A 20,315-nucleotide genomic window follows, 5' to 3' on the forward strand; every position below is an offset into this window, starting at 1 on the left:
CTCGCAGTGGAGAGCCCCGTTCTTCACACAGTTATCCCTGAACGCGTGGACAATCCTGGACAAGAGAGCTTTTTACGCCTATTATATCAAGTAAAAACCAGATGTACATGCATTATGTTAGCTTATTAGCCTGGCGGAGCTTAACCCGCCTATACACATATACGCTTGCTAGGATCGCCACAACTCCGGCAATCAGGAGATAAGGCCAAGCCGCTGCCACTGGACGATTACCACGCAGATTCCAAGTCTTCGCATCCTCTGCAGGAGTCTGAACGCTCATTGTCTGAGCTTCAGCGTACCGCTGCATCATGACATCTATGGGTTGTGTTTGCCCATGGATGTCAACAGTAACCTGCCCGTCCTCAACCGGGAGCGAAGTAATCCAACTGGGGTGCAGGAGAGTCATCTGTCCGTCGTCTCCTTCCTTGAAGAAAACTACGGAAGACTGTCCCTGAGCGAATTGGGCTGAATAATCAGGACACGTAGAGTTTTGCCCTTTATGATCGTAAAACGTAGCCGGCATCACAATCGCAGGCGGCGCCGAGACGGCGCCAATAAATTGTTCCACCAGCAGTGTCGCCTTTCGACCATCCCGGCTGACGTCTGTTAGCTGACCATACACGACGGCTGAAGATTGCCCCGCTAAGGACTCAAAGGACCAAGTGGCAGGAGTACATGCATAAACAAATATCTGCCCGCCCCACCAGCCTGCGATTACCATCATCCATAGACACACACAGACCATTACTCGTTTCATCCCGGCACGCTCCCAATACTTGGTATATCTTGAGAAACGAATGTCGGGGTGAAAAAGTTGCTATATTAAGGAATTTTCTAAATCAAGTGATGATATACTCGCAGACTTGAAGGAATATGACCTGCTGCAAGCAGAAGCGCAAACACGCTCATGAACCACGAGTGCAGCAACAACGAGGACCCGGCAAAATAAAGAACAGGCGCAACCGCTAATGGAACCGGGATGCCCATGAGTTGCTCATACAACAACTTGCTCGAGCGTCTTCCCGAAAAAAAACGAAGCCATCCGGCATAATACAGCGCCAGTGCAGCAAACATGACGGCCAGCGCTGCTGTCCCACTCGCGCCGCCCAACTCGGCTGGCAAAAAGAGAGGGAGCGTCAGCACGCCAATTCTGCCCAAATTCTCGGCTATGATCCATGAGCGCGGCATCCGAATCTTGGAAAATGCTGTCTCCGCTCTCGGCGGTGCTACAATCAGCAGCACATTCGGTAATAGAATGAGAATCGGAATCCACAAATTAGCAACCAGGATCATGATGGGTTCATCGACCTCTCGCAGTGATGCTTAGCGCCTGCTCCATATACTGACAAGCTGCCAATCCCAGCTCTTCCTCACTCACTTGCATAGCATTGCATACGCCGAATAGCGGGAGCCAGTTGGCTCCTACCAAATTTGCCGTAGCCTCATAAGGACGAGTCATTTCCTCCAGACTGTACCGGTTATACCCCTCTGGTCCGTAGGATTCCGCTGGACTGCCTGCCGTGACCGCCACCATCCATTCCTGTCCGTGAAGCCGATCCCCGCCCGGTCCGTACGCCCAACCGAATGTGAGCACCTCATCGAACCAATGCTTCAGCAGCGGCGGTGCGCTGTACCACCAGAGCGGGAATTGAAAGATCACTCGCTTGTGCCCGAGTAACAGCTCCTGCTCCCTTTCAACATCAATCTTGCCATCTGGATAGTTGGCATAAAGCTCATGGATCGTTACCTGCTCGGACTCACGCAACTGTTTCACTAAACGACGATTGACCCGCGAGCCCTCCTCCAGCCCGGGATGGACCACAATAACCAGTGTATGCATCGCACTTCTCCTCCTACTCCGTCTGGTATGGCTTGCCATTACCGCTCTTGGCTAGGCAAGATTCAATACGAGACCTGAATTACTTTGAACTATAACCGATCCCACCGCGCTTCCCTATGACAAAAATCACGTCCTCTTTCTCATCGATCTCATGCCCAGTTCATCGAAATGGACATTCAAAAATAAATTCACCACTTGTGATTACTTTCACAACCAAGCGACATCAAATGCGTTATGGTTAGAATGTGAATGAATTCACAATGAGAAAACGGAGGGTTCAGCAATGAAAAAAATGTGGAGTAGCCTGCTCGTCATGACGTTGACCATCGCCTTGTTATCAGCTTGCGGAAGCAACAACGACCCCGAGGAAACGCAGCCAGTCAATGCCGACCCTGCCCCGCCTGTCACTTCAACGAATGAGGGAAATGAGGGGCTGGCAGACGGACGTTATTATGCCGAAGGTGACTATGCGGAAAAATCCGGCTGGAAAGAAGTTGTCGCCCTTGACGTCCAGAATGGCCAAATCGCAAGCGTTCACTGGAACGGCCTGCACAGGGATGGCGGTCTTGACAAAAAATCAGTCTCCGAGGCCGGCGCTTATGGCATGGTCGCGAACGGTGGCGCGCAGGCCGAGTGGCATGAACAAGCTGCCAAAGCCGAGCAGTTTGTAGTGGATCAGCAAAAGAGTGAGGCGCTCGCGCCAAACAGTGAAGGCAAAACCGATGCAGTCTCCGGGGTATCCATCGGTGTCGGCGAGTTCTCTTCCCTAATTGATGAGGCGCTGGCCGCCGGTCCCGTGACCCCTGGCCCTTACAAAGACGGGACGTACCGGGCCGAGGCTCCCGAATTCGATGCCAAGTCTGGCTGGAAAGAAAATGTCACCATCACGGTCATTAACGGCAACCTTGCAGCAGTTAGCTGGAATGGTACCCACAAAGACGGCGGCACCGACAAAATCACGCGTTCCAAAGACGGCGAATACGGCATGAAAGCCAACGGCGGAGCCGCGGCTGAATGGCACGAGCAGGCCCGCAGCGCCGAACAGTTCCTGCTGGAACAGCAAGACCCGGCCAACATTGTTTATCGGGCAGAAGACGGCAAGACGGATGCCATCGCAGGTGTTTCTATCCACGTGGACAGCTTTGTCCAGTTGGCTGAAGAAGCATTGGCAGGCGCCAAGTAACCCCAGCATCGGGCAACCAAGACTACTACACCCTTAAGGGGGACAACACAATGAAGCGAATTATCGTCCTAGGCGGCGGCTACGGCGGGGTTCTGACCGCCAAGAAGCTCGCCAACCGGTTGCGCAAGCATCCTGACGTGTCCATTACACTTATTGATCGCAAACCGTATCATACGCTGCTTACCGAGCTGCATGAGGTTGCGGCGAACCGGGTAGCAGAAGACTCCATCAAGATTGATCTCAAGAAGATTTTTGCCGGCTTCCGCAATGTGCGGGTCGTGCTCGATGAAATCGGAGACATTGATTTTGAGAGCCAGACTCTGCAAGGTCACCAGCAAACCTATGCCTACGATTACCTGGTCATCGGGACGGGCAGTAAGCCAACCTTCTTCGGAATTCCCGGGGCTGATGAGCATGCATTGACGCTGTGGTCCTACGAGGATGCCGTTCGACTGAAGGAGCATACCCGGGAGATGTTCCGCAGCGCCGTTAAGGAATTAAATACACAGGCCCGCAAAGAAATGCTGACCTTCGTCGTGGTGGGCGGCGGGTTTACAGGGGTAGAGATGATCGGCGAGCTCGCTGAGTACACGAAGGAGCTGTGTCGGGAATTCCATGTCGATCCCGGCGAGGTCTCCCTCCATGTGGCCGATATGATGGACCGCATCCTGCCCATCTTGCCCCAGCGACTGATCGACAAATCACAGAAGCGGCTGCGCAAGATGGGTGTACAGATCTCCACCGGAGCTAAAATTACGGAAGTGAAAGCAAATGCCGTGACAGTGGGCGGAGCAGACATCCTCTCGCGTACCGTCATCTGGACGGCCGGCGTCGAAGGCACCGATCTGGTGGGAGAGCTCGACGTGGAGCAGAAAGGCCGCCGCCGGATTCTAACCAACGACAAGCTGCAGGTACCCGCGCATGAGAATGTGTATGTGGTCGGAGACAATATCTTCTATATTCCGGAGGGGGCTACGCACCCCGTGCCCCAGATGGTCGAAAATGCCGAGCTAGCAGCGCCAATCATTGCGCACAACATTGCATCCGAGTTTTTAAAAAAACCTAAAAAAGCCTATCAGCCGACCTTTCACGGAACGATGGTCTGTATCGGGAGCCGTTACGGCGTCGCCAATGTAGGGATTCCGGGCATGATGTTCCAGCTTAGCGGCCTGCCTGCGATGGCTGTGAAGCATCTCATCAATCTCGTTTATTTGTTCCAGGTGTGCGGCTTCAACAAAGTGTATCATTATCTGCTGCATGAGTTTGTCTATATCCGCAACAATCGCAGCTTCCTGGGCGGACACTTCGCCAAGCGGTCACCGAACTTCTGGCTCGTCCCCCTGCGGCTGCTGACGGGGGGCATGTGGTTCCTGCAAGGCTGGGATAAGATGGTGAAGATTTTAAAGGAGCCTGGAGCGGTGTTTCTGATCCCCGCCCAGGCGGCGGACGGCACTAGTGGTGCAACCGCTACGGCTGATGCAGTGTCCGCGGCATCAGCCCATACCGAAGCTGCCCTCTCTGCCCTGCCCGTTCCTGACATCGTTCAATCGATTGTTGACTGGTCGATGGGACTCATGTTCTTTCATGGAGATGGCAGCTACAATGCTCTGGCGTACGTGTTCCAGGCCACCATGGTGGGGGCCGAGCTGATTGTCGGACTCCTGCTCATTGTCGGATTGTTCAGTGCTCCTGCTGCAGCTGCATCTGTAGCGATGGGGGCAATGATCTGGATTTCCGGCATGGCTCCCTACGACATGCTGTGGTACATGGCAGCCGGCATTGCCCTGATCGGTGGATCGGGAAGCACGTTCGGACTTGATTACTACGTCTATCCCATACTCAAAAAAATATGGCGCCATATCCCGCTCGTCCGGCGCTGGTACACCTATTCTGACTAGCCCGGTTTTCCCGGAGAGCTGCAAAGGAGTGTGAGTTCCATGACAACTGTGCTGATACACGAAGCGCTCCGGCTGTTGCGCGAACAGATGGACCCGTCGGTCGAGATGGCATTGACGCTGGATGTAGTGCCCTCCGAGGATATCGCGGCCCTACTGCAGATGCATGAGCTGGATTCTGACCGGAAGGTGACCATCCTCGCCTGCTGCATCCTTATCCGCATGGCCGTCATGAAGCATCGCCGCCTGTCCGCAGAGGACAATGAACAGTTGACACGGGCGATACTGGATGGTGATTACTTAAGCGGACTCGTCTATCGTCTCGCCTCCAGGCGCAAGGAGTGGAAGCTGCTCGGCATGTTGACGCCTCTGCAAAAGCGGATGCAGCTCGCCCTGCTGCGGGGGCGGGCAGCAGAGGGGCTCTTCGCGGAACAGCGCCAGCATATAGCAGAGTATTTGAATCGGTCCTGCGCGTGAGATAGCAGTACAATCCAACAAGAGGAGGAGGAATGCCGCATGAAGCTACATGACCAGTTAGGTGTGGATCTGCGCGTCATTGATGCGACACTGCGGGAGGTCATCCGTACGGACCGGGACCTCCCTGCCTCCTCCATTGTCCGTGATGGGATCTTGAAGTTGATTGACGCCGGGGGCAAACGATTGCGTCCTATCATGGTTATTGTCGGCAGCCGGTTCGGCAAGCTGGAGCGGAGACGGCCGGTCCTCAGGGTCGCAGCTCTCGTTGAATATTTGCATATGGCTTCCCTCATTCATGACGACATTATCGATCAAGCCGACCTGCGCCGGGGAGCGCCGACTCTGCACACGCAGATCGGCATCTCCGGCGCTGTTCTTACAGGTAACTACATGATGGCACGAGTCCTGGAGTGGGCGGCCGAGGCTGCCCCAGACCGGGAGCCTGATGCACAGGAGCAGCAGCAGTCCCAGCTGGCGGCCAGTCTCTCGGAGTTGTGTATTGGCGAATATCAGCAGCTGCATAACCGCTTCAACTTCGATCTGACCCTCCAACATTATCTGGATAAAACTCGGCGTAAAACCGCCCTGCTGCTCGCCTTGTGTCTACGCGCAGGCGCCCATAGCACACACGCAGAGCCCGAGGTTGCCGAGCTGCTCTATCAATTGGGCGAAGCGCTGGGCATGACATTCCAAATCCGTGACGACATCATGGATTTCACGCAGCAGGAGGGCCAACTCGGCAAGCCGGTTGGAGCAGACTTGCGTAACGGCAACATTACACTGCCGGTGCTCTATGCACTAGAGGAACCCGAACTTGCACAGCAGATTCGTGCGCTGGGTCCGACAGCGAATGCGGCTGCCTTTGACGAGGCGATACGTGAGATTGCAGCCAGTAACGCCATCGAACGCTGTGAGGCAATGGCAGACTCGTACGCACAGGCGGCCCTGGCGCTGATCGGCCAGCTGGCTCAACATCCCGCAAGCCCGCAGTTGCGGGTGCTGGCGCAATATTTTCTGAGCTGATGGCAGACAAACAAACGACGACCCACAAGAAGGACACGATGCACGTGCCCTCTTGTGGGTCATTTGCGTTATACCTAAGGCCAGTTAGGGAATTAGGATACAAACGAACGCATGGAAAGAGTAATATTGGCGGAAGGCCAGGGGGATGGGAGGTTAGTAGACTGGAGAGTAGTTCACTGAGTCGTAGTGAACTGGAGCATAGCTACTGGGTCGTAATAATCCAATGTTCGGCGTGACCACCGACCAGAACGTAGTCGGTTATCATTATGACTGTTATGGCTTCTATTTTCCTTTATGAATGGTTTAAACCCAATTCTACGACGATGTGGCGCAAATGTTCCGCTATTGCGTGAATTCAGGCCGATTTTGCTAGTCCATTCAAGAAATAACGGAACATAAGCGCCATAACCTTCTGATGCCCCATGTAAAATGCGATATAGCGGAAAATATGCGACGTTTCATACGTTCATAAGCAACCTCACACGTCGCTTTCGTCTTAAGATTCGCTTCCCCCTGCCCCCTCAGCCCCCAAGCAGCGCAGCCGCCAGCATGGTCAGGCCCATCAGCTGGTAGAGCTGAATCGTTCCGGCGTTCGCAGCGAGAAACCTGGGAAGATCGTCCAGATGTCGTACTGCCGAGCGGACCGTGCGCCAAGCCAACGGTATAGTGACAAGTCCAAGCAGCCAATACAGGTTGCCGGTCAACCAAGCCAGGACGGGGAGACTGAGATACGTACACACGAACAGGCCGCCGAAGACGAACAGGCCGGGACGTTTGCCGATTCGTACCAAGCCATTGCGCTTGCCCCCGCGGATATCCGCTTCGTAGTCCGGATACTGATTAATCCACAGAATGGCCATGACGAGAAACGCAATGGGCACACCGATCAGCACCACCTTCAGATCCAGCCTGCCCGTCAGCATGACATACATGCCAGAGAGGAGCAGCGGGCCAAACGCCAGACCCACCGCGAACTCGCCCAAGCCATTGTAATTTAGTTTGAACGGCGGCAGGCTGTAAGCCACCGCCAGTACTCCTCCAATCATTCCAATCCAGAACACATGTGGTTCGCGGAACCAGGCGATCAGCACGCCAACAATGAAGGCCGCGGCTAAGGTCACCAGTGCAATGAGGGCTGTCTCGCCGAGTGTGAGTCTGCCGTCGATGATTGTTTTTTTGCCACCGCTAAACGGGGTCCGACGATCTGCAGTAACATAGCGGTCTACGCCTGTGTAGTAATCAATGAACTCATTGACGGCGTTCTTACCAATCTCAATCAGGTAGATGCCGACCAGGGCGGCTACGATCCATCCGACAGGCAAGCTGCCCGTATCTGCATACGCCAGTGCTGTCGCAATAAGCAGCGGTACGGTCGAAGCGATCCAAATCTTCGGGTCGGCCAGCTGCCAGAATCCGCGCCAGCGTCTTCTCAAGGTGGTCTCCATCCTATTCATCTCCTTTATCTTAGTCTGCTATGGACTATAACCAAGCGGCGGCCGCAATGGGGAGCACGAACAACCCAAGGAAGCATGAGTCGCGGAGCTGCCAGCTCAGAGAGCGATACCTGGTGCGGGGAGCATCCAGACGATAGCCGCGCGCTTCCATCGCCTCTGCCAAGGCTACCGCCCGCCGCAGCGCACCCGCGGTTACGGGGATCAGCAACGCAGCCAGCAAGCGTGCCCGCTTTTGCAGAGGTTGGCTGCGCAGGTCAAGTCCACGGGACACCTGTGCCTTCCATATCCGCTGAGCTTCATCGAACAGCGTGGGCACAAACCGCAGCGCAATGCCCAGCATCAGCGTCAAGCGATCGCTGCGCACACCCAGCCGTCGCAGCGGGGCCAGCACCTCGCCCAATCCTTGTGCCAGTTGGTCCGGCTGGGTTGTGAACGTCAGTACAGCCGCAAAAACGATGAACATCACCATTCGCAAGGCGGCAACAATACCTCGCTCTAGCCCGCCTGTGTACAAAGCCACTGCTCCCACCTGCATCAATTGTGCGCCGCTGCTGTCAAACAGCAGGTGAAACAAGACAATGAAGGACAGCAGCAGCCACAGCGACTTCACCGCCCGGGCAACCGCTAGCAGCGATATGGAAGTTGACTTCACTAGCAGGAGAGTGAACGCCAATAGGGCCAGCAGCTTCGTATAGTCGTCGACAAGGAAGACCGCGGCCATAAAAAGAGGCACAGCGAGTATTTTGGCGCGAGGATCCAGTCGGTGCATCCACGAGTCCCCCGCAATATATCGTCCAAAAATCATCCGTTGTCTCTTCATGTGGGCCGCCCCCTCTCGTATGCCTGATGAATCGCAGCAGCCAATTCGGAGGGCTGGGGCCAGATCCTGTCAAATTCAATGCCAGTCAGCTCGGCTACCCCAAGAGCCAGACGTATCGCACCCGGTACAATCACGCCTGCCGCCTCCAGTGCTGCGGTATGCTGCAAAAGCGTATGGCCTGCCCCATGGAAGGTAAGCTGTCCCTCCCGCAGAACGACATAGTCTTCAGCATATGGCGCGACATCCTCTAACCGGTGAGTGGCCACAAGGACGGTTTTGCCTGCCTCCCGGCACATGGCATCCAGCCTGGCCATTAACTCGCAGCGACCAGCCGCATCGAGTGACGCTGTCGGTTCATCCAGAACGATGATATCCGGATCACAGGCCAGGACAGCGGCTATGGCTGCCCGGCGCTGCTGCCCCGAGCTGAGCCGGAAGGGGCTGCGCGCCAGCAGCGAGTCATCCAGACCCATCCATTGCGCCGCCCGCCGAGCAGCAGCCTCTGCCTCCGCTTCATCCACGCCATGATTCAGCGGTCCGAAGCACAAATCCTGGAGGACCGTTTCCTCAAACAGCTGCTGCTCGGGATATTGAAAAACCAGACCGACGCGTCGCCGTACTGCCCGGCAGGCCGCTTGGCTACTGCCCGCATCCAGGGTAATCTCCCCTACCCTTACGTTGCCACTGTCCGGCAGCAGCAACCCGTTGAAGTGCTGGAGCAGAGTAGACTTCCCTGAACCAGGTGCGCCAAGCACAGCTGTCATGGCACCTTCCCTCAACTGAAAACTCAAACCGACAAGGCCTGCTCCATGCGGATAGGTGAAGCTGATATCTTCGAGACTAATGCCCATAACGCATCCACCGCCTCCCGTTCTGTCGTCCACTCCCCGGTCTCCACACCGAGCTGGCGCAGCTCTCGGCATACTTGCAAGGCATAAGGGATCTCAAGCCGGCTGTCCTGTAGCAAGCCTTCATCCCCTAGCAATTCTCCGGGCTTGCCGTCGGCGACGACACAACCTTCGCGCAGCACAATTAACCGGTCCGCCGCCGCCATCTCCTCGATCTCATGTGTTATCATAACAATCGTTAGAAGACCGGATCGGTGGGTACGCTTGAGCCAAGACAACAGGTCCGCCCGCGACGAACCATCCAGCATGGCAGAGGCTTCATCCAGAATGAGAATTTCCGGCTGCATAGCTAGCACAGCGGCCAGGGCCACTCGCTGCTTCTGTCCTCCGGAGAGCGTACCGGGATGCCGATCCAGCAGCTCCGTGAGATTGAACTGGGCCGCTATTTGCCATAGCCGTTTATCGATTGCTTCTGGGGAGAGCCCTTGATTCTCCAGCCCAAAAGCCAAATCATCCTCTACCGTCAATCCGACGAATTGATCATCGGGCTGGGGGAAAACGATACCTACCTTTTGCCGAATATCCCAAAGCGTATCCGCTCTCAGCCAACGTCCATCTATTTCGATTGTTCCACTCTCTGCTAGCAACAGGCCGTTAAGTAGTCGGACTAGCGTTGATTTGCCTGAGCCGTTGCCGCCAGCCACACAGACCCACTCGCCTCGCTCCACAGTTAGCGTCACGCCATTGATGACGGGTGCTTCGCCAGTTGCTCTGCGGCAAACAACATCCTTCATCCGAATCACCGGATTGGACTTCTTCTTCTGGACCATCATCGCCACCCTCCCTCAGATCTTGTCACTTGCGAGATGAAATAATCCATGACGCGTCAATGCTGTACTTAGGTAGCCCGAAGCGACACCGACGAACAAACCTGTAGCGATGCCGGCAACGAGCAGGAACGGCAGATAGTAGTAGATTTTAAAGGTCCCCAGTACCCAAGAGGCTGCCGTTAGCTGGCCAAGGTTATGAAATATTCCACCGACAATGCTAATTGAAATCAGGCTGAAACTGCCGCTGCCAAGCTTCATCATCGCCAGCATGACAAGAAAGCTTGCCAATGCGCCCATGATGCTGAAGAGAAAGGTGGAGAAGCTTCCCAGAATGAATGCCGTCAACAAGGTTTTGACGACAATTAGCATGATCGTGTCCTTGCCGCCAAAGAACAGTAAAGCTACCACCACCACAATATTTCCCAGTCCCAGCTTGGCTCCGGGAATGGCTACGGCAAAGGGTATCATCGACTCTACAATTCCCAGCACCACGGCGAGCGAAGCAAAGATCGCCACCATCGTCAGCCGCCTTAACCCCTGAGGGTCATTGGACAACAGCATCGATACCGCCCCCTTCCTCCTCATGATCCACCATTTCCACGAATACGCGGTTGGGCAGGCAGACGATTTTTTCATTGCGATGATGGATCCGCTTCATGGCCAGACATAGCTTGTCGGGACAATCGGCCTCAATCATTTTGACGCCAGCTGTTGAAATCTCCAACACGTTGTGCCCCTGATAACCCGGAATCTCTACGAATTGGACGGAAGCTGTCACCTCGATCGTCTCGAACAACTTACCATCCACCTCAATGCGGACAGCTGCCGCTTCCACAGGCGCCCCGCTCCCGAACAATTGAACACTCATCCATACGCCAACAATGGACAGAATGACCAGTAACCATTTATCGCCTCGTTTTCGCATGCTGCATTCCCCCACCTGCAGGTTGATACTCCCATTATCACCGCTTGTGAAAATATTCACTATGATATCCGTCACAGGAGAGAATGCTCACATCTGCTACGATGAGAAAAAGTGTGTCGGAGGGATCACAATGACAATCCAGCGCAGCCAGATAACGATGGTACTGATGCTCGTCGTCTCCTTGCTCGTTACAGGATGCGGGGGGGCAGCCAAGGCAGACGATAAACCAGCCAGCCGAACTTATTACCTGTTCAGTACCATTATTACGGTACGTGTTTTTGATGATCGTATAACGGAGAAGCATTTCGATCACATTCGTGGGCTGTTGGAGGAGATCGATCAACAGATGAACCGTCAACTCGCAGGCAGCGAGTTGGATGAGGTCAATCGGCAAGCGGGCGGTCAGTCGGTCGTCGTATCTGCGGATACTTATAAGGTCGTGGAGCGGGCGTTGTTCTATGCCGAGCAGTCGCAAGGTACCTTTGATCCGACGGTGGGTCCGCTCGTAGATCTGTGGGCTATCGGCAATGGTGGGATTGAAGTCCCCAGGGGAGATCAAATCCAAGCAGCAGTTGCCCTTATCAATTATGAGGATGTGGAAATGGATGCCACTGCTCGCACAATCCGGCTGAAGCAGCCCGGGATGAGTCTCGATTTGGGGGCCATCGCCAAGGGATTCGCTGCGGATCTCATTGCGGAGTATTTGACGTCAGAGGGCATTGGAAGTGCGCTCATCGATCTAGGGGGCAACCTGATAGCACTCGGGGCTAAGCCCAACGGGGACGCCTGGTCAATCGGGATCCAGGACCCGGCGGAGCATCGCGGCGCCCATCTGGGCACATTGCAAGTGGTGAACAAGACCGTCGTTACTTCAGGGGTCTATGAGCGTTTTTTTCGGGTCGGGGACACGATCTATCACCATCTGCTTGATCCGAAGAGCGGCTATCCATTCCAGAACGATCTGCTCAGCGTAACAGTCATAACTGAAGAATCGATGGCGGCCGATGCGCTCTCGACCTCCGTGTTCGGCCTTGGCTTGGATCAAGGGCTCGCCTATCTCGAGCAGTGGAAAGGCGTCGAAGCGATCTTCGTGACCACTGACCACGTGGTGACTCTGACACCCGGACTGATAGGCAAATTCCATCTGAGTCATGATGGTTATCGGTTTGCGGAATAGACGGTACGTTTTTGATACCCGCGCCAAAAAGCGACGACTTGCACCATAGGGTGAGGGTCGCCGCCTTTTGCTGGAACAGATGATGCAGCAGTCGCATTCATCCATCAACGAACAAAGGTATTCTGCACCCGGACCGACTTTCTGAAATAAGGAATCCAGATGGCACACGTCATCGCCGAGCGGCCGAGATCTCGCATGGTCTCCCCTTCATCCAGTTCACGCAAAAACGGAATATTAAAGACTAGGAACGCATCGGCAACCGCAAGGAGAAAACTGAGACTGTAGAAAATAATCATCAGCCGCGGGACAATCCACTTCTTCTGGTAGAAGCAAATCAGAATATAAATGATGAAACCAAACAACAAAAAATTATACGCCGCTTCAAAGATGATAATGGGCCCGACCGCCGGGTGGTAAAACTCCAGATCCGGTGAAGTGAGGACGGTCCAGAATTCGGAATCCAGCAGAATCGGAATTGTGCCGGTAGCTGAATAGTAACCGATGAGCAACAGCGTCAGGTACAAACCAATCTGCACTAAAATCAACCATCCACCCAGTCCCTCAATAGTGAGAGAGCGATTGAACTTCTTTTGCTTTTCTAATTCGGAATTCATTTAGGTGACCACGTCCTTTGACATAATTAGGAATAAGCTATGTATGCTAGTTCATTGGTATCTTAAACGCTTTTCTCCAGTATAAATCCAAAATTACCCACCCACAACAAAAAACAGACACCCTGCGGCTAGATTGCGCAAGGTGTCTACTCCCGTTTAAGTTATGATACGCCCTCTTCGCCAAGCATCCTCAGGATCAAGGTCACCGCTTCAGCCCGAGTAGTCTCGCCTTGCGGCACGAACAGATTATTTCCACGACCCTTAATGAGACCCCGTTCTGTAGCGGCCGCAACGGCTGGGCGGGCCCATGGCTGGATAAGCTCTGCATCGCTGTAATTCAAAGCGATCCCCGCTTCCTCCGGAAGAGGCTGCTTCATCGCGCGCATGATCATGACCGCCATCTCGGAACGGCTGATCCGCTTGTGCGGCCGGAAGCTCTGATCTTCAAACCCTTGCACGATTCCAGCGGCTACCGCCTGTGCAACATGGGTCTGCGCATAGGCTGGGATCTGATCCTCATCGATAAATTCCAGTCCTTGCCCCGATCCCCCCGTCAGCATGAGTGCTCTGGATAGCATGGTAGTGAATTGGACTCGTGTCACCGTCTCCTGTGGTCTGAACGTCCCGTCAGGATACCCGTTCACCCATCCCAACTGGGCCGCTCGCAGGATGTTGGCGCTGGCCCAATGGCCGTTAATATCTGTGAAGGAAATCTGTGGCTGTTCAACCTCTGGAGCGACGGACAACCGCAGTTCAAGGCCCGGCTCGACGAGCTCACTCTCAATCTTGCTGTTAACCAGCTTAACCCGCACGAGCGAGATGGAGGTATCGCCCGGAACAAGTGCTTCAAACCGCAACGTCGCTAGCTGCGCCTCCCCATTCCTACCCGGCGTTTGCCCAATCAGCGTATGCGCAAAAATAACCTCTCCCGAACGATCAATAGGCGGCACGGTCATGCCGCTCCAAGAGGTTGTTCCACTAAGAAACCGAACCTTCTGAGGGTCATATGCAACGCGAAGCTCAAACCCAAACACATCCATCAAGTGACTACCCTCAATCGTTACTGCCGTCTCCTCTCCCATCTTGACATCCAGAATACTAATCGTGTCAGAGCCATTTATCGAGAAGACCGGCTTCTCTTGCGCGAATCCCGTTGACGGCAACAGGGGCAACAACAGGATCAAGGATAACAACAGGGGGAGTAGTCTCGTATTCACGGGCAATGTCTCCTTTATAAATGGGAATGACACAACGTATGAAAAATCCTGCTCGGGCATCAACAGGAATATCTGTCCGTCGATGCCCTTACAGGTTAGTGCATTACTGCGCGAGGATCAGTCTGGCCAGGATGACCAAATCCTCGATATCGATGACACCATCCTTGTTCATATCATAGGCTTTGAACTGATTCCAATCCGGACTATCCTTCGTTTTGCCGTAAGCCTTGGCCATGTTGGCCAGGTCACCCACGCTTACCCGTCCATCATTGTTGTAATCCCCTGGTATCGTAGGTCGTTGAATCTGAATGGTATGTGTTGTTCCATCCGCCAGCGTCTCGACCCCATGCTCATCTGCGAGGATCAAATCGGTTACCCGTACATGAGCTGGGCCCACCCTATCCTTGGCCTGGAACGCGAGCTTCATCAGATCCTGATTCGGGTTCGTCTGGAGATCGTCCAGGTGAATGCCGAGAATCCGGGTCTTGCCTGCCTCCTGGACATAATCAACAACCAGGAATTTATCGCTGTTCAACGACATTGGTAAACCTGTGAAATCCAGCTTGTCGACATCATGTTCAATCGTAATATCCTGCGCCAGGACATTCTGCTCCACTCCACGCAACCCGTACAACAGCTCCAGCGCTTGACCCGGAGCAACTGTCTCTTCACCGGACAGAACGGCTGAGCTTGTTGCAGAGACAAGCGGTTTTTGCGGATACAGATCAAATCGGTCAAAGGCCGGGGTATACTGTCGCGGCACCGCTGTATAGTGCGTAAAGCCAGCCGTTCCAGCGCCATTATTGCCTCCGAATGGATTCGACCCTCCATCATACGTATTGTTATTGGAGAATCGAATCGTATTGACGCCCGCCTTCAGCTCCACATCGATTGTCTGTGTAGCAAATTGATGCCAAGAGATCGTGTTTTTGAAGAATACCGTTTGTGGCTCGCCCCCATTGACGCTGATTTGGGCATAACGTTCGACCACATCGTTATTGTAAGCGTGTGTGCCGGCACTTTCACCGTTGGCGTAAGTGACTACCAGCTTGTAAAGACCATCCTCTGGCACGTTAACCGAATCCAGCTCCAGATAGCGCTCTGCACCATCATAGGATGTAATGCCACTCACATACTTGCCGCCCGAAGCATATCTCGCGAACGCGTCATTGCGGATGAACGGAAGCTCTGTGCCAGCAGGCGTTCCCACCACTACTGCCTCTTCAGCCTCGATGGAATACAATGCCGTAGCATCCGCGAAGACGGCCTCTACATAATCCAGACTCAGATCAGCTGTAGATTGAATATCCAGGAGGTTGATACCTGTACGCAGGAACATCCTCAGCTTCGCCTCTTGCCACTGCCCGTTCGTATGGGCCACAGGCAGGTTGACCACGTGCTTGCGGTCATGATCCAGCTTGATATGACCGTTGCCACTTGCGGCATAACGAATCGTAACGTCATACATCCCGTCGTCGAGTACGCTGACAACAAAACGTGTATTCGCCGAATCGTCCTTACCATAGCCAGCAACATAGCCCGCACCTTGGAATCCGGCAAGCTCACTGCCGCGGCTGAGGCCATTCGCCGTGTCATACTCGGCGAATTCTGCCTGCACACGATAGCTCGGACTTGCGCCCATCTCCCCATTGTAAGTGAGTTCAATGGCGTCCAGCGTTGACTCGCCTTGACCCGCTTCGCCATTATCCGGGTTAAATTTACTGATGCTGATGGAATGAGTGCCTTTCTCCAAATCAATGTGAATCGTGTTACCGCCAAGCAATTGATAATTATAATCGGCCCTTAGCACCACTTTCCTGGATGGTTGATCATCAACCTTAACGAACCATTCCGAATTAATCCGCTGATTCGCCTGACCGGTATTCGCCTGATTTGGCATATTAGCTGTCGCGCCGCTACCGCCAATCAGATCGACCCGGTAACTGCCATCCTCGGGAACCGTAATATTGGTCCATTTCACCAGACTGTCTTGCTGTCTGATTCCCTGCACGTATTGTCCATTAGACGCCGACCGGCTCGCATTGCTAATGACAGGATATACACTCGTAGTCGTAACATTCGTTTTCACTTCGGCTAGTTCAGCTTCATACCGGCTGTACCATACTTCTTCCGAGTCGCTGTTGACAGCCGGGGTAATGACAGCGAAGTAGGCGGCCGTGTAGTCATCCAATTCAACGTCCAGCGTTACCGTCCCATTCTTGACCGGATAATTGCGATCCAGAATTTGTGTAGGCTCAACAAGGAATCCCGTTAATCCGGTATATCCTGCGTGCCACACTGTAATATGCACTTGCTCGGCGCCCTTTAAGAAGTCTGGACTGTTGGCGTGACCTGTCAAGTGATTGAAGACAATGGAACTGTCTCCCTTGGTTCCGCCAAACGCTAGGCTTACCTGTTCGCGGTCGTCCTGAATCGAGGATAGGCCATACAGCCCCGGACCATAAGCATCCGATTCACTTCTTGGCGTCGTCACTCCGACCTTGGCCATGTCGCCACCCATCATATCGGCATACCACTTGTAGAGCCACCACGAACCATTCGGCTCATTTTGACCAGCAAGCAGAGACCCATACGAGTTAGCGGTATTCCAGTACGGCAGCATACTGTTCATCTTCAGTTCGTCATAGCGAGCAATATATTGCACCAGTGATCCGCCTACAGCGATCTCTGCCGGAGCAGCATATTCGTTAATATCCACTTTAATTGGAAAAGGCACTTCGCGATCAGGATATAACTCCTTGAATCGTGCTGTAGCATTCGCTTCTACCGTACGGTAGGTTGCTACATTGCCAGCAGCCTGTGCGAACGCTTTGTTCCACAGCATGTGCCAGCTGGTGATATCGGGCAGACAGTCATTTTCCACGCAGAAAGGAATGAAGTCCTCAAACACCTTTGCTCCATATTGCGTGAGGTTTACACCTGAAATAACAGCTCCCGGGTCAATCTCCTTGATCTTGTTCGTAACCGCCAGCCAGTCATTGTTGAAGACGGCTCTTGAGTTCCGGCCTGTCTGGTTGTCTGCCAGCAGTTGCGGATACCGCGTATTGTCCTGCTCGGGCTCATTGTAAGGGATATAGATAAATTTCTCATCCGGATTCTGTCCCGGATTCTCGGCAGCCCATTGTTGTTTGAATGCTTTTACTGCTTCTGTGATCGGAATGATCGCTTCATTGATGAATTGCTCAGCTGTCCTCGAAGGATAGTACCACCGCTGATAATAATCCTGCATGACGATGTTCACGACTTCTCCGCCAGCCTCAAAGAAATAGTCCGCCACGCGCAAGGCATCACCGGTCGGGTGCTGGATGCCATTGGGCGGCTTCTGAGTAATATGGGAAGGCTTGATTGGAATGAGGGTATTAATGTCCGGTACGTTAGGCTCGCTTATCGCATATAGCGCCCCTGCAGAACCGTGGAACACAGGACCCAGAGATCGGTCTGCCAGATCGACTGTAATTTTGGCTGGAATCTCAGCGTCTACTTCCTCATGCTTGGTTTCCTCATACAAAGCGTTCACTTGCTCCGCCGTTAGCTTGGTTGTATACAACCGGATATCGTCGAACTTCCCACGGATGTCGCCATCCGAGGTGTAGAGGGATCTGCCAAATGCATTGTATGTGAGCGCATCCAGATAACCGCGTGAGAAGAGCCGGTCCAGCACGCTCGCCAGCGTAGCGCCCGAAGTACTGTTGCCCGGGTCAATTCGGCTCTCACCGAGCGGATTTCCATTGAGATACACGGAGTACGCGCCTTCCTTGTTCATGGAAACGGCCACATGCTGCCATCTGCCTTTGGGCGGGGAGGCCGGCCACACGATATCGCCCTTGTAGGTGGCGATTGCATCAGGATTGGTGCCCGTGTATATCCGGTTATTAAAAGATCCGCCACCGGTCACAAGAACGAATTCAGAGTCCTGCCAGCCGCTAATGCCGCTGTTCGAGAGACCTTTTTCCTGAATGGTCGAGGAAAGCAAGCGTGTATAGGCACTCGAGGCCTGGTCGATATCGGTCCACACCGAGAAGGTCAATTCGTTCTCCACTTCCCGGTACAAATGATCAGGCAGCTTCAGCCAGCCCGCTCCATTCGCTCCGCCTGGCAGAGAGAGCACCTCACCGCGCTGTTCATCGTTTACGATGGTTGCTGCTCCTCGGAGCTCTGCATAATCAGCACTAGCCTCCGGTTTGCTACGATTCACAACCGTCCGACCTTCTGTGGTCGCAGCTTGGTTAAAATCCCAATTAAACACGGGGGCTGGTACGGAGCTGCTGACAACAATTGCTGGAGCAGAAGGCTGATCACCTGAAATGGAGGCGCTTGCAAATGTTGGCGGTATCATGATTACAAGAGCAAGCATGGTTAGAACAGAACGTTTTGCACCAAATCTCACGATCTTCTCACCTCTTGGCTTTTTTTTGATCCTTCGTGTTTCTTATATGACCCGTGACCTCGCCGTTAAACCAACCGTTGGCTTGGTTTCATACCCGCTACACCCTCCCTTGATCTTCCCAACTGGTCTGTTCACTGACCATGATAAGCCAAGCGATCCTGATAAGAAATCAAGGTTTTTTACTACTCCTGTACCTTTCTTTACGCCATGAAAAGACCCGTGAGCTCAGCCCATTACAAGCTGTCCTTTTTTTGTGCTTTCTGTCCTTTTTTGACCGTAGATCATTAATTCCCCCAATCAATGTCCTTCCCTTGCATGATCGATAGCTTCCTGAATGAATGCAAGCGCGTCCTCCAGCTCAGCTCCAGTCAGGTACTGGTTTACTCCCTCAAGTATCTTCACCTGCAGCGTTTCCGTCGAGACGGTATGAGGCCAGAAGATCATCGCATCTTCCCGGGTGACCACTGCGGCAATTTTCTCAATGATGGGGTGGTTCACTTCCACTCCCTTGACGGAGGGGACGGCGAGCGCACCCAAGGCAAGCTTCTCCTGGTTTATCTTGCCGTTCATAAAGGCGACAAACTGCTTGGCCTGCTCTGGATAACTCGTATTTGAATTAATGACCCTATAGGTTCCAATATTAATATTCGGCACCGCCTGCTCATCACCCGGTACAATCATGAATCCAATGTCCATCTCCGAATTACGCTCAACAATACTAGGGATATCCCATGTTCCGGCAGCCATCATCGCTGCTTTTCCCTTGCCCATCAAATCCTTGGATTGTTCATGCTTCAAGCTCAGCCAGTTGTCCGGGACATACCCGAGATCCACCAGTTGCTTGGTCTTGGTCATCGCATCAAGGAAGAGCGGATCGGAAGCAGAAATCTTGCCATTCTCCAGATTTGCAGTCCACACCGAATCCGCACCATTGCTCGTCAGAATGGAGCCAAAGATAAATTGCGGCACCCACCATTCAGAGTCAAGTGCGATGGGTATGATTCCCGCAGCTTTCAAAGCGGCGCATAAGGCCAGGAATTCCTCCCAGGTATGCGGCGTCTCCAGTCCGAGCTCATCCATCAGCTGCTTATTATAAATCAGACCATCGCTGTGCATGACTTCGGGAACACCGTAAATCCGGTTGCCGATGGTGACAGGCTCCAAGGAGGAAGGAAGGAAATCCTGCAGGAACGAGGAATCCGTTAAATCCAGATAAATCGCATCCCCGAGCCTTAGAAATTCAGCAAACAAACTCGGAGACCAGGTGTCAAAGACATCCAGTTTCTCACCACCAAGGAGCCTTGCCTTGATTCCAGCCGTATAATAGGCATTTTGAATAAAGTCCGTCTCAATCCGGATCGTCGGATGCAGCGCTTCGAACTCCTCAATTGCTTTGTAATAGGTTCGTCCGGCTTGCGCCATATCCAGTAAATAGCTGGCATAACGGAGCGTGATAACCGGCGGCTCAAGAGGCGCGTGTTCGTCGGCGCTCTGATTGTTGAAGCTGTCATAAGGTGCGCAAGAGGACAGGAGCAAGATCCATCCTGCGATAAGGCAAGTGATGATGCGGCGTCTCACAGGCGCCCCTTCCTTTCTATGCATTT

19 protein-coding genes are annotated in these 20,315 nt (G+C 53.6%); 6 read left to right on the plus strand and 13 right to left on the minus strand.

Annotated elements, in window-relative coordinates:
* Positions 1-112 precede the first annotated feature (112 nt).
* The 3 genes from F556_RS0103225 to F556_RS0103235 form a co-directional block, all read right to left on the minus strand.
* Positions 113-757, minus strand: a complete 645-nt coding sequence (locus tag F556_RS0103225; protein WP_020615457.1) for a hypothetical protein — start codon at positions 755-757, stop codon at positions 113-115.
* A gap of 77 nt (positions 758-834) precedes the next feature.
* The gene (locus F556_RS36000; protein ID WP_020615458.1) at positions 835-1,293 is read right to left on the minus strand and encodes a hypothetical protein; all 459 of its coding nucleotides are present in this window, start codon (positions 1,291-1,293) and stop codon (positions 835-837) included.
* Positions 1,294-1,300: 7 nt separating this feature from the next.
* Positions 1,301-1,840 carry an NAD(P)H-dependent oxidoreductase gene (locus F556_RS0103235; RefSeq protein ID WP_020615459.1) on the minus strand — a complete coding sequence of 180 codons (540 nt, stop codon included), beginning with the start codon at positions 1,838-1,840 and terminating at the stop codon, positions 1,301-1,303.
* Between the two features lie 283 nt (positions 1,841-2,123).
* On the opposite strand from F556_RS0103235, the gene F556_RS0103240 reads away from it, so the two are divergent.
* The 4 genes from F556_RS0103240 to F556_RS0103255 are packed head-to-tail and all read left to right on the plus strand — an operon-like array spanning position 2,124 to position 6,418.
* Positions 2,124-3,023, plus strand: coding sequence for a hypothetical protein (locus F556_RS0103240; RefSeq protein ID WP_020615460.1), 900 nt, complete (start codon positions 2,124-2,126; stop codon positions 3,021-3,023).
* A gap of 50 nt (positions 3,024-3,073) precedes the next feature.
* Positions 3,074-4,921: an NAD(P)/FAD-dependent oxidoreductase gene (locus tag F556_RS0103245; protein ID WP_020615461.1), complete on the plus strand. Its 1,848-nt coding sequence runs from the start codon at positions 3,074-3,076 to the stop codon at positions 4,919-4,921.
* 39 nt (positions 4,922-4,960) lie between these two features.
* Positions 4,961-5,395, plus strand: a complete 435-nt coding sequence (locus F556_RS0103250; RefSeq protein WP_020615462.1) for a hypothetical protein — start codon at positions 4,961-4,963, stop codon at positions 5,393-5,395.
* 39 nt (positions 5,396-5,434) lie between these two features.
* Positions 5,435-6,418, plus strand: coding sequence for a polyprenyl synthetase family protein (locus tag F556_RS0103255; RefSeq protein ID WP_020615463.1), 984 nt, complete (start codon positions 5,435-5,437; stop codon positions 6,416-6,418).
* A gap of 521 nt (positions 6,419-6,939) precedes the next feature.
* On the opposite strand, the gene F556_RS0103260 is transcribed toward F556_RS0103255, so the two are convergent.
* From F556_RS0103260 to F556_RS0103285, 6 genes are read right to left on the minus strand one after another with little or no spacing between them, the layout of a single operon-like run.
* The gene (locus tag F556_RS0103260; RefSeq protein WP_020615464.1) at positions 6,940-7,863 is read right to left on the minus strand and encodes a prenyltransferase; all 924 of its coding nucleotides are present in this window, start codon (positions 7,861-7,863) and stop codon (positions 6,940-6,942) included.
* A 34-nt stretch (positions 7,864-7,897) separates the two neighbouring features.
* Positions 7,898-8,692 carry an energy-coupling factor transporter transmembrane component T family protein gene (locus tag F556_RS0103265; protein ID WP_020615465.1) on the minus strand — a complete coding sequence of 265 codons (795 nt, stop codon included), beginning with the start codon at positions 8,690-8,692 and terminating at the stop codon, positions 7,898-7,900.
* Positions 8,689-9,543, minus strand: coding sequence for an ATP-binding cassette domain-containing protein (locus F556_RS0103270; protein ID WP_020615466.1), 855 nt, complete (start codon positions 9,541-9,543; stop codon positions 8,689-8,691). The genes F556_RS0103265 and F556_RS0103270 overlap by 4 nt, the downstream gene beginning before the upstream one ends.
* A complete protein-coding gene (locus F556_RS0103275) occupies positions 9,480-10,373 on the minus strand; it encodes an ATP-binding cassette domain-containing protein (protein WP_020615467.1) in 894 nt (297 codons plus the stop codon). Before F556_RS0103275 ends, F556_RS0103270 begins: the two co-directional genes overlap by 64 nt.
* Before the next feature lie 12 nt (positions 10,374-10,385).
* Positions 10,386-10,931 carry a Gx transporter family protein gene (locus F556_RS0103280; RefSeq protein ID WP_020615468.1) on the minus strand — a complete coding sequence of 182 codons (546 nt, stop codon included), beginning with the start codon at positions 10,929-10,931 and terminating at the stop codon, positions 10,386-10,388.
* A complete protein-coding gene (locus tag F556_RS0103285) occupies positions 10,915-11,295 on the minus strand; it encodes a NusG domain II-containing protein (protein WP_020615469.1) in 381 nt (126 codons plus the stop codon). The genes F556_RS0103280 and F556_RS0103285 overlap by 17 nt, the downstream gene beginning before the upstream one ends.
* 130 nt (positions 11,296-11,425) lie before the next feature.
* On the opposite strand from F556_RS0103285, the gene F556_RS0103290 reads away from it, so the two are divergent.
* Positions 11,426-12,472: an FAD:protein FMN transferase gene (locus F556_RS0103290; protein WP_020615470.1), complete on the plus strand. Its 1,047-nt coding sequence runs from the start codon at positions 11,426-11,428 to the stop codon at positions 12,470-12,472.
* A gap of 104 nt (positions 12,473-12,576) precedes the next feature.
* Here F556_RS0103290 and F556_RS0103295 read toward each other — a convergent pair whose 3' ends face one another.
* The 3 genes from F556_RS0103295 to F556_RS0103305 form a co-directional block, all read right to left on the minus strand.
* A complete protein-coding gene (locus F556_RS0103295) occupies positions 12,577-13,086 on the minus strand; it encodes a DUF2569 domain-containing protein (RefSeq protein ID WP_020615471.1) in 510 nt (169 codons plus the stop codon).
* A 161-nt stretch (positions 13,087-13,247) separates the two neighbouring features.
* On the minus strand, positions 13,248-14,303 hold the full coding sequence (locus F556_RS0103300; RefSeq protein WP_020615472.1) for an S-layer homology domain-containing protein: 1,056 nt from the start codon (positions 14,301-14,303) through the stop codon (positions 13,248-13,250).
* A gap of 103 nt (positions 14,304-14,406) precedes the next feature.
* Positions 14,407-18,519, minus strand: coding sequence for a LamG-like jellyroll fold domain-containing protein (locus F556_RS0103305; RefSeq protein WP_169447541.1), 4,113 nt, complete (start codon positions 18,517-18,519; stop codon positions 14,407-14,409).
* Positions 18,520-18,658: 139 nt separating this feature from the next.
* On the opposite strand from F556_RS0103305, the gene F556_RS37580 reads away from it, so the two are divergent.
* Positions 18,659-18,922: a hypothetical protein gene (locus tag F556_RS37580; RefSeq protein WP_157272594.1), complete on the plus strand. Its 264-nt coding sequence runs from the start codon at positions 18,659-18,661 to the stop codon at positions 18,920-18,922.
* Positions 18,923-19,008: 86 nt separating this feature from the next.
* On the opposite strand, the gene F556_RS0103310 is transcribed toward F556_RS37580, so the two are convergent.
* Entirely contained in the window at positions 19,009-20,313 is a 1,305-nt protein-coding gene (locus F556_RS0103310) for an ABC transporter substrate-binding protein (protein ID WP_157272649.1), read from the minus strand.
* Positions 20,314-20,315 lie beyond the last annotated feature (2 nt).

It is taken from the genome of Paenibacillus daejeonensis DSM 15491 (genome assembly GCF_000378385.1).
GTDB classification, from domain to species: Bacteria; Bacillota; Bacilli; order Paenibacillales; family Paenibacillaceae; genus Paenibacillus_D; species Paenibacillus_D daejeonensis.